Here is a 4,479-nt window from a genome sequence, read left to right on the forward strand (position 1 = left end):
GCAATGCTGGAACATTGGTTGGCAAACCCAGCGGAAGCCTCAAACTGGAAGCCTCAGGAGATGTGCAACTCTACAATACCATTACGGGAAAAGTAATTTTAGAGGGAGCTGCCAGTTTTAAAAATGGTGGCAAGGGTGCAGTTGTCAACCAAGGGTATTACAAACAACTCACAGGGACGCTCACGCTTTCTGCCTTCGGTAAGGCGTTTTTTAGCAACTACAACTATCTGGAACTGGATGTTGATATCAGTATTCCCAGTAGTATTGATAGTTTTATGGTCAACAAAGATTCCTTGATTCTAGGTCCGAACATGCAGGTTAACGTTACAGGATTAAGGAACTTTATTTACAATACTGGCTATTTACTGAATCAGGCCGACCTGCGTATAGAACAAATAGGAAATGCAGTTCTGATCAATAGTGGAACATTCGTCAATGAACAGGGAGCCTCTATCTGGGCAAAAAAATTGCCTTCTGGCAATCCTGCTATTTGGAACCAGATTGGTTCCAAATTTTTCAATCACGGAGACATCAGTTTATTCGATGGGGTTGGGATAGGACTTGAAAATAAAGGATCCTGGACAAACCTAGGCAAACTGAAACTGAGTAATCTGAATGGATACAGTAGCAATAATGCCATTGTCAATTCCGATACCCTGATCAACGAAGGAATCATTGAATTGGATACCCTCAACAATGAAGGGATCGAAAACAGCAAGTATTTCCGCAACAGCCGCAATGGCGAAATTTACGCTGATTTTGTGCGCAAAAACGGCATTTACAATACCGGAGATGTCTACAATTTTGGCCAAATCTGGATGGCCAGAGATACGGGCATCGGCAAAGCGGGCATTTACAACAACAAATTGTTTGACAACTGTGGTGTCATCAATATCGGCGCAAAAGGCCCTCTTTTTGGTGGCGGGATTGTCAACGATGCCGCAGGGGTATTCAACAACGGCCCTACTGCACATATTGTAATCAAAAATGCTGATTCCACGGCTATTCTAAATAAAGGAACCGCTTTTACCAATGGACTTTGTGCATTGATTGAGGTAGGTACTCCAATCGTAGATGTAAGCAATAGTTTTACGAACTATGGTATCATTGTACAAAATCAGGATACCTCGGCAACGCTTGTTGCAGACATTACCACGAATGCAGGAACCATTTACGACCTGGATCCCGAAAGTTTTAACATCACGAGCAATCCCGGATCTGTCTTGAATAGTTTGCCGATGGGAGGCGTGTCAGCGTCCAGCATCTCCTTCACTACATCCACACCTCAATTGTGTCCTGGTGAGACTGCCAAATTTGTGGTGGAGGCCACCTGCCCTGCCAGTCCTTTTGACCTCGTCATCGGCTATAACGGCAAAGATACGCTGGTTCAAAACTATACCAGTGGCGATACCATTAGAATAAAGGTATTAGCTGATGCTGATTTTGTTTTAAAGAGTGTAGATGTAGATGGCCAGGGGCAAGTAGAAAAGGATATTCCAGCACTGGAAATCACCGCTAACACAAATTGCTGTCCCTTAATAACCGCCAGCATCGACTTTCTACCCTTTCTGTGCAAAGACTCCACAATCGTATTGAGTAGTACCGTCAGCGGAGCTACTCTGCCGATTTCCAGCTACAATTGGACGCAGAGCGGCGCAGGCTCGGTACTAATCACCAACAACAACAATGGTACAGCCACTGCAAAAGGCGTAAATCCTGGCAAAGTATACATTGAATTCAATGTGGTGGATGCCAATGGTTGTTCTGCACTTTCCAATACCCGTGACTCCTTGGTGGTATTGAATTGCAGCAGTATTAAAGCAGCCAACGACTCCCCATCTGAGAATTCATCAGCAAATGCCTACATGATCGGCGACCCCTGTACCTGTAAAGGGGATGGGTTATTTGATGAAACAGTATGGGTTGAGCCAACGCTGGCGGGCGAAACCTGGACGGTGTTCTCGATAGCGCCTTTGCGTACGGGTGGCCCAGCGCCACAAAACATCGCAGCGGGCGATAACTTGACTTACCGCTTTATTCCTGGGCCAAACGTTGGCATCCACGAAATTCCATTTGTACACGTTGACAGCTCTGGCTTCAAAATCGTAATCGAAGGGCCGAACCCTCCGGGTAGCCAAGGCAACGTGTTTTTGACCGTCGACAACCAGTGCTACTATCCAGATGTAGCGCTGAATAATGTACCAGTATTGGTGTCACCCAATGCGGCACCATTCGCAGTAACGGGCACAGCAGCCAACAACGCAGCGGGAACCGGCACTTTCAAACTGAATGGGGTATCACAGACTGGGGCAAGCCCTGCCCCTACCCAACTGACGATCAATCCAAGAACTTTGCCTTTGGGCCTCAATACGCTGGAATACAGCTTCGACGCTGGAACGGCGGGTTCAAAAAACCTGAATGATCCGGGCTGCGTTAAGGCCACCACCAAAACCTTCCAAGTAGCCAACTGCGGCTGCCAGGATGTAACCGTAACGCTCGATGCCAACTGCCAGTTTGTGCTGACCGGCAACCTGGTGTCAGATGGCAATTGCAACGCTGGTACAGTACGGGTAATGGACAACAATCCAAGCAACGGCAACATCATTGATTGCGCTGGAGTATGGACCTACGGCCTGTTTGATGCCTTCGGCAACATCATTTGCTGGGGCAAAGTAACCGCTGAAGACAAAACTGCACCTGCAGTTGTTTGTACTGACTTCTTCGACGGTACTTTGGATTGTTTTGACGTAAACTACGTTTTGAACAACAACAAAACGATTGGTAGCGTATTGGACGCAGATGGCAACCGTCAAACTGCTTCTCCCAAGCCTGCTGCAACTGGTCTTCAGACCATTATTAACGCAGAAGGTGTTGCGGGTGATGATGACGGAGCTTGTAATTTGGTTCCTCCAGGCTTGGTTGCTGACGACATTCACAACCTGGGTTATCCCTACTTCAATGACAATTGCCGTACTTGCGGTTGCCGCGTTACTTTGAAGTGGAGCGACAAAGTGGTATTTTATAGCTGCGATTCTATTGCTGCCAATGGTATTTATGCCCGTATCTACCGCGAATGGGTAGCTACCGATTGCAATGGAATACGTTCCAGCATCATTCAGGTGATTCCATTTGCGCGTCCTGATGTTGTTTTGGACAATGGCTGTGGAACTCCTCCTGCTCCGTTCTCAAATGACAACTTGAAATTCCGTGGCATTGGTAGCTGTGGCGAAGACGCTGTAGTTCCTGCTCCAGGTTACGATTGGGTGGTTCAGTACAACTCTTGTACTCCTGACAAGAGCTTGATCAAAAAAATCGACGTTACGCCTTCTTTCCGCAGTTATTTCTGGAATTCGAAGACCAAACGTGACATCTACATCGACGAAGTTGAATGCAACTATTCTGTGTCTATTAAGGATACTGAATTCCCAATCTGTGGTGGCAAAGGAGTGAAGATCGACCGTGAAATGTACATTTTCGATTGGTGTGCAGGTGGCGTGATCGATACCATCCACATCCTGATCAAAATTGGTGACTTCACACCTCCTTCTTTGACCTATGCACACCATTCTCCATTTGAGATCTCAACTGGTCCAATGGATTGTACTGCTGCGTTCCCTGTAACTGTAGCAGGCATCAAGTCTGCGTTTGGTGTGTCTATCACCGACAACTGCGCAGTAGCCAATGCAACGGTAACTGTAAAAACCAAAGATCGCTACGTTAAAGGCATCCTGGTTGCTGAAAATACCTGGGATAAAGTAGATTATGCAATCATGAATGGCATGATGATCGGCGTACCCGTAGGTACACACCGCCTGATCATCGATGCATTTGATGGCTGTTACAATGCAAAGCGCGACTCGTTCACTTTCGTTGTAAAGGACAAGATTGCACCGGTCATGAAGTGTGATGATCAATTGCACATCTCCTTGAGCAATGGCAACGGTTACACAACTGGATATGCTCAGGCAACAGCTGCTGATTTGGACGAAGGCTCTTGGGACAACTGCAAGTTGGCTTGGATCAAAGTACGCCGCAACGTACCTACTGGTTGTGAAGCGAGCTTCATTGGCAAAGGATACGACACCAACAACAACGGCAAATTGGATCCTCTTCCTGCGGATGGCGATTGGACCAAAGCGGACGGTTTTGACATCAACGGCGACGGTAAATTGGATGGTTTCGGCGAAACTTTCATCCTGAAAGGTGGCAAATTGATGACTCCACTACAAGATATCGTAGAATTCTTCTGCTGCGATTTGACTGCACTGGTTACGGTAGAATTGTGGGGAGCTGACATCTATGGCAACACCAACTTCTGCTGGGATGAGCTGTTGATCGAAGACAAAGTGGCACCTACTTGCGTTGCTCCATGGCCTTTGACGGTAGATTGTGATGAGAAATGTTTGGAAAAAATCGACAACAGAAAAGCCTCTGCACTTTGCTTTGGAGATGTAAGCATCACCTCAGGCAACGATTGTG

The 4,479-nt window shown here is 46.8% G+C and carries 1 pseudogene; it reads left to right on the plus strand.

The annotated features are described in order from the left end of the window. Positions 1–4,479: pseudogene (locus ABW391_RS28690) on the plus strand (hypothetical protein); the annotation flags it as partial.

It is taken from the genome of Haliscomenobacter sp., assembly GCF_040403615.1.
Lineage (GTDB): Bacteria > Bacteroidota > Bacteroidia > Chitinophagales > Saprospiraceae > Haliscomenobacter.